This is a genomic window from Wolbachia endosymbiont of Madathamugadia hiepei, assembly GCF_013366855.1.
Lineage (GTDB): Bacteria > Pseudomonadota > Alphaproteobacteria > Rickettsiales > Anaplasmataceae > Wolbachia.
This window is the reverse complement of record NZ_WQMP01000053.1, coordinates 1-6,352: the sequence shown is the minus strand read 5'-3', so window position 1 is coordinate 6,352 and position 6,352 is coordinate 1. Positions and strand designations below refer to the sequence as shown.

Here is a 6,352-nt window from a genome sequence, read left to right as displayed (position 1 = left end):
GTTTCTCTATTTTTAGCTAAGTTAAACTACCAGTTTTTGCTACATCTTTCCTTATTTTCTCATGATAAACTTTTTTCACAGAGACTAGGGCAGCGCATATCATTAATTTACTTGAATTGTTAAGTAAAGAAAGACTGATGAACAAGAGTATTGATAAAATAGACATAATCTACCCAAATTTAATAACATACATCCATTCTAAATAAACATTACATATAGTAAAAGAGTTATTTAGCATAATAAAAAAAATATTCTATACTATGCTACGACAGCTGTTCCCTAAATCTTTCAGATCTACTTTTAAGATATCCTTTATATTTAGGGTTTTCTCCTCTGTCACTTTGCCGATACACGAAAAAGCTATACCTTTAAACAATTCTTCAAATCTCTGCTGATTTTGTGGGGCAATAGTAACCAAAATTCTACTTTGGGATTCAGAAAACATTATTATCTTGTTTATTATATCTGTATTTTGTGTTTTCCCTACTGGCACTAGTGAGAGATCAATTTCAACACCGAGACCTCCTGCAATTAGCGATTTTGCCAGAGCAACAGCCGATCCTCCTAGATTTGGTGCAATTGCAGAAGCAATTATGCCATCTTTTATTGCAAGATTGTAGCGTTCATACAACTTCCTGGCGCTCTTTGCATCAACTTTTGGTACGTTGTTATTACCCATTCCACTATATAATTGATACTCAGATCTGCCAAGTTCGTCGTATGTTATACCAAGCACATATATCAAGTCTCCTGGCATCTTTACGTCAAGCGATACCGCATTTTCAATATTTTCTATAACTCCAATTGCTGAAATAAGTAATGAAGGTGGCGCAGAGATCATCACTTCCTTGCCATTTTCATCATACCCTTTGAAGTCGTTGAACATGCTATCTTTTCCGGATATGAATGGGGTTTGAAATGCAGTTGCAAAGTCATAACAAGCCTCCGCGGCTCTCTTTAGTTGCCACAGCCTCTCTGGATTATAAGCATCACACCAGCAAAAATTATCGAGCAACGCTAGATGATTTATATCTCCTCCTGCAGCTACATAGTTGCGTATGGCAGTGTCAATCGCGCATGCTGCCATGTGGTAAGTGTCAATTTCGCCATAGCTCGAACCAAACCCCTGTGATTTCACAACACCTTTGTTTGAAGAAAGAACCGGTCTTGAGACAACAGCTTCGCTACACACTCTTCCTTTGCCTTGCAGTGGCTTTAGCACTGACGAACCCTGAACTTCATGGTCATATTGCACCACTATGAACTCTTTGCTGCAAATGTTTGGTCTGCTCAGCATTTCTTTTAGTTCAACTTCTAAAAAAGACGGATTCCCAGTGCGCGATGCTCCAGCTTGGATGAAAGGGGAGAGCCATGGCTTTGTCTGTAAATGCATTCTAGGGTTACCGTCATGAAGAAACTCAGTTTCCATATCCATTATTACTGTTTCTTCGGGACATTTAACAACGGCTTTGCCACTTTCATTAAACTTTCCAATCACGCTGACTTCCACATCGTGTTTTTTCATGATTTGCTTAAACGCAGGCAGATTTTCTTCCGGCACTGCTAGAGTCATTCTCTCTTGTGATTCTGATGTCCATATTTCCCACGGAGCCATACCATCGTTTTTAAGTGGAACCTTGCTTAAATCAACTTCAAATCCATTCTTTCCCATTTCACCGATGGACGATGACAGTCCTCCCGCTCCGTTGTCTGTTATTGCATTGTAAAGACCAAGGTCTCTTGCCTGTATGACGGCATTGGACAATTTTCTTTGCGTTATAGGGTCGCCAATTTGCACAACTGTTGAAGGGCTGTTTCCCGATAGTGCCTCCGAAGAAAACGTTGCCCCGTGAATTCCATCCCTTCCAACCCTTCCGCCAATAATTACAATTTTGTCTCCATTTTTGGGCCTTTTAATGTGTGAAGGTGCATTATTTATATTGCGCGGAATAATCCCGACGCTTCCAACAAAGACTAATGGCTTTCCACAAAATCTATCGTCAAAATATACCGATCCAAGTTGTGTTGGAATGCCAGAACAATTGCCAGCAACGTTAACACCGTGAATTACTTCTTTCATGATATATTTTGGTGGCAAAATTTCATCAGTGCGCTCTTTATCCCTATAAAATTTGCCTTTTGCTTTTTTGGCAAAGCAAAAATAGTAGGTATTCATTATAGGCACTGCACCTTTGCCAAAGCCTAATATATCGCGGTTGACTCCAAGCGCTCCAGTCATTGCTCCACCAAATGGATCGAGAGCTGAAGGACTGTTGTGAGTTTCAACTTTATCTACAATCAAGTAATCATCGTCAAAAATTATTCCTCCTGCATTGTCGGAGAAGACTGACACGCATATGTCAGAATTTATCTCACGCGTTGCACGCTTAATATAATGTGCATATAGGCCATCTTTTATTTCATCAATGGGGGAACAAAAGATGTTGTGTTTGCAATGTTCAGACCAAGTCTGCGCTAGGGACTCAAGTTCAATATCATAGGGGTCTCTACCGAGTTTATTGAAGTAATCCTTTATAGCTTTCATTGCTGCGAGAGAGAGCCCTAAAGTGCCATTACCATCGATTCCATTTCTGCTGATCTTCTCAAGCTCTTGGTCACTTACATTGAGGTTGACAGGTTTAGTACCGCTCTCTGTCATCCCAGTGCCCCGACACTGGGATCCATAGATTCCAGCATTACGCGCTGGAATGACACCAAGTGGGGTATTTTGTTTACTGCAGTGCCTACGATAGCAATTGCCGTTTTCCTTATAAATAAGCGTGCAATACTCAGTGATAGGATTGAACTCTTGTTTTATATCATCTTTGGTTGGTATGCTCCCTTTACCCAAGATCAGTTTTGAACTTCTTGCTTTGATGTAAACATCTTCGTCAATGTGGCCTTTGCTAATTAAATACTCTCTGACAATCTGTTTTGCCGTGTTGCCTACATTATCGGTCATGCCAGGCAGAAAGCTTATCTCCAAGCCCCACTCAGCTTGCGGTTCTATGAAATCATATTGAACTTCTTCAAGGTCCTCGTTGTAGAAGTAATAACGGCAGTTTTGTATGATCTTGTTGTAAAACAGCCCACAGATTTCTTCATGTAATTTTGATGGTAATTTTTCGCGTATGTAAATCGAATAAACGTTGACTAGCCATCTATTGCCAACTTGCTTACATTTGTTTAAAACTTCTATTCTGATGTTTGTCATGTAATGTTATGAAAGATTTTGATATATAATAACATAAGAAACTGTGAGCACATTTATATTTTACTGTACAATAAAACATCGTACTAGTTGTCATTTTTCATGGGAAAAGTTTTTACCGCTGACGTAGATGAATCCTTTTTTGATGTGCTGGCTCAGCACATATTTTCTGAGTATGGAAAAGAAGAAATTCCCAAGGTAAAGATCATTCTTCCTTGCAAGAGGGATGTGATAGCGTTGCTGAGTGCATTCAAGAATTGCAGCGCTAAAAAATGCATAATTTTACCAGAGATAGTTTCGCTAGAGAACATCGATGAGGAAGATTTAATATTAAATCTTGATAGAGTTAAAGTTATCAAGCCGACAAAAAGGACACTGCTGTTGATTCAATTCATATTGGAGTGGAATAAAGAAAACAATGATAATTTTCCCATTGACTTGGCTTATAGCTTACCATCACTGCTTGATAAAATCCAATATACCCAAATAGCAGATTATTATCAGTTTGATGAGCACTCAAAAAAAATAGAGAATTTCATAAACTTACTTGTCAAAACTTGGAGTAACACTTTAAAAGATCTGGGAGTGGTAGATATACTAGAACATAAAAGTGACTACATAAACAATATGATAGCCTCTCTGCAGAAAGATCAACATATAATCTTTGTTGAAATTGGAAAGGGTGAAATCTACAAGTTATTGATTAAAGCTATATATGACCTACCACTTGGAAAGATAATTTTACCTAACCTGAATCTGAAAATTAAAGAGAAAGACTGGAAATCACTTGATAAAAAACACTATCAATATTGCCTGAAAGATCTGCTCGATTATTTAAATTTAGATAGGAAAAATGTTATCTGCTTGAACACTGTGGACGACGAAATTATTGATTACATCTTTGATACAACTGCTGATCTTAGCAAGGTTATCGATGAGTGCATTGGAAATATCGAAGTCATCACTTGTGATTCGAGGGAGGAAGAAGCACAAATGACGTCATTAATTATAGAGAATGAAGGTTATGAAAACGTTTCTTTGTTTGTCTTTGATAAATTACTAGCAACTCGTGTGGCGTGTTCCATGTCGGAAAACTATTCTTATATAACGCTTCTGCTTTATAGTATCGAAGTTTTGACCTCAAATTGGAACAGCGTGGCACTTCTTTCTCTTCTTAAACATAGGCTAGTGACTTTTGGTTACACTCAGGAAGAATACACTCGAATTTTATCTGGGTTTGAGATAGAGATATTACGCAGCTTCAGTACAAACGGCCGAAGCGATATTATAAATGCTATCAATGCCCATGAAAAGCTAAAATATAAAGAGGATATATTGGTTATTATCAATAAGTTAGAAGCTATATTTAATCTCTTACTTAATTCTATAAATTGCCCTGTTTCTGATGTGGTAAAAGCTCATCTGCAGTGTATTAATTTGCTTTTTGGGGTAGATTTTTCAGAGCTAAATAATGAAGTAGGTAATTTTACCCGTGATTTCTTAAATGCATGTGAGGATATAACGGTTAAGTGTTCCCTAGAGTTATATAACCAAATTCTAACCTTGTTTTTGAAGAAAGAGTTTTTTTCTGTAGCAAGCGACTTCAATAGATTCAGTTTATATCACAATAAAGTTGTAATACTTGCTGGATTTTATGATATGCCAAGTTTTCAAAATCCGTTTTTGAATGCGCTGACGAGAGAAAAATTCGATCTTCCTTCCGTGCAAGAGGAGCAGGGGTACTTTTTATATACTCTGCGCAATTTATTTGGTGCAAGTAAAGTATACATCACAAGATTACTGAGCAACAGGAAACCAATTCTATTGCAGCGTTTAGAAGTTCTGTTACGGGGATCAAAATATCCTTATCGCGATTGGCTAAGAATATTAAACACACCTGAATGTATTGTTCCATGTGCGCAGCCTATGCCAAAACCTCAAACCGAAGTTAGAAAAGAAAAAATGCGGGTGATGTCTTGCAGTGCAATAGAAAAGCTAATTCGTAATCCTTATTCATTTTACGTTGAATATATACTGGGCCTTAAACAATTAAGAGACTTGAATTTTAAGCCATCGATGTTGGAATTTGGCACTATGGTACACAATATTCTTGAGAGATATTTGCGTGATAAAAAGCTGCCAATGAGCATCGCGCAAGAAGTATTTTCAGCTAATCGGTTTAATTTTTCAAATATGTGGTGGGTAAGACTGCAGAAGATAATTCAATCTTTTGTCGAGTTTGATAGGACTAGAAACAATCACGTTGAGTTAGAGAAGAGCTTTTCCTATCCGATATTTCATATTGGTGTCATTCCAGCGCGTGACACACAACTGCGCGGATGCTGTACAACTTCCACTAAGAAAAAGGGTGTCATTCCAGTGCCCCGACACTGGGATCCAGAAAATTTGATTGCAAATGAGCATACCAGACAATTGTGTAATAAGAGCTGGATTCCAGTGTCAGCTACTCGAATGACAGAAGAAATTTTACTGACAGCAAGATGCGACAGAGTTGAATATCTACCAAATGGGCAAGTAGCAATTATAGACTATAAACTCGTCTCGCCGCCTTCGAATGAGGAAGTTATGTCAGGGTTTTTTCCACAATTAATCTTACAAGCCTTAGCGGTAGAATACACAACAAAAAAAGAAGTTTCAGAGCTTGCTTATTGGAAACTTGACTATGATAAAATAAAGGTTATTGCTTTGAAGGATTACAGACAAAAAATGCAGGAGTTTCAAGATAATCTACCGGATTTTTTATCTAGTTATTTAAGAGAGGCCACTCCCTTTATTGCCTCCCCATATTTTGATAAATTTCTAAGATTTAACAGCTATAAACAACTAGAAAGGGTAGGGGAGTGGTTGTAACCAGCAACAGATTTTGAAGGCTCATTGAGGTTACTATTGGGACTATCAACATTGACAAATGATACTTTATTTTTCTTTATTTCCTGGTATAGCTTGCTGCCTTGAAAAGTATCGAGCTTAAACCCATTGTTTAATTTATTTTCTTTTAAGTATTTATGTGCTTCGTCGATGAAATTCTCTAGGCTCTGTGAACAAAATTTTAGAGAAGCCATATGAGAGAACCAACGAAGTTTAAAAAACCCATAAAAACCTCAGCAGTCTTGTCAAATC

At 37.5% G+C, this 6,352-nt stretch carries 4 protein-coding genes; 1 reads left to right on the top strand and 3 read right to left on the bottom strand.

What is annotated here, in order from left to right:
- Positions 1 to 16 precede the first annotated feature (16 nt).
- Positions 17 to 166 (bottom strand): hypothetical protein, encoded by a 150-nt coding sequence (locus tag GO685_RS02745; RefSeq protein WP_175937474.1) that lies wholly within the window; start codon positions 164 to 166, stop codon positions 17 to 19.
- 87 nt (positions 167 to 253) lie between these two features.
- Positions 254 to 3,214 carry a phosphoribosylformylglycinamidine synthase subunit PurL gene (locus tag GO685_RS02740; RefSeq protein WP_175937477.1) on the bottom strand — a complete coding sequence of 987 codons (2,961 nt, stop codon included), beginning with the start codon at positions 3,212 to 3,214 and terminating at the stop codon, positions 254 to 256.
- A gap of 99 nt (positions 3,215 to 3,313) precedes the next feature.
- On the opposite strand from GO685_RS02740, the gene GO685_RS02735 reads away from it, so the two are divergent.
- Positions 3,314 to 6,082, top strand: a complete 2,769-nt coding sequence (locus GO685_RS02735) for a PD-(D/E)XK nuclease family protein (protein ID WP_175937476.1) — start codon at positions 3,314 to 3,316, stop codon at positions 6,080 to 6,082.
- Here the strand turns inward: GO685_RS02735 and GO685_RS02730 are convergent.
- Positions 6,046 to 6,294 carry a hypothetical protein gene (locus GO685_RS02730; RefSeq protein WP_175937475.1) on the bottom strand — a complete coding sequence of 83 codons (249 nt, stop codon included), beginning with the start codon at positions 6,292 to 6,294 and terminating at the stop codon, positions 6,046 to 6,048. The two genes, GO685_RS02735 and GO685_RS02730, sit on opposite strands and share 37 nt — an antisense overlap.
- Positions 6,295 to 6,352: the final 58 nt, after the last annotated feature.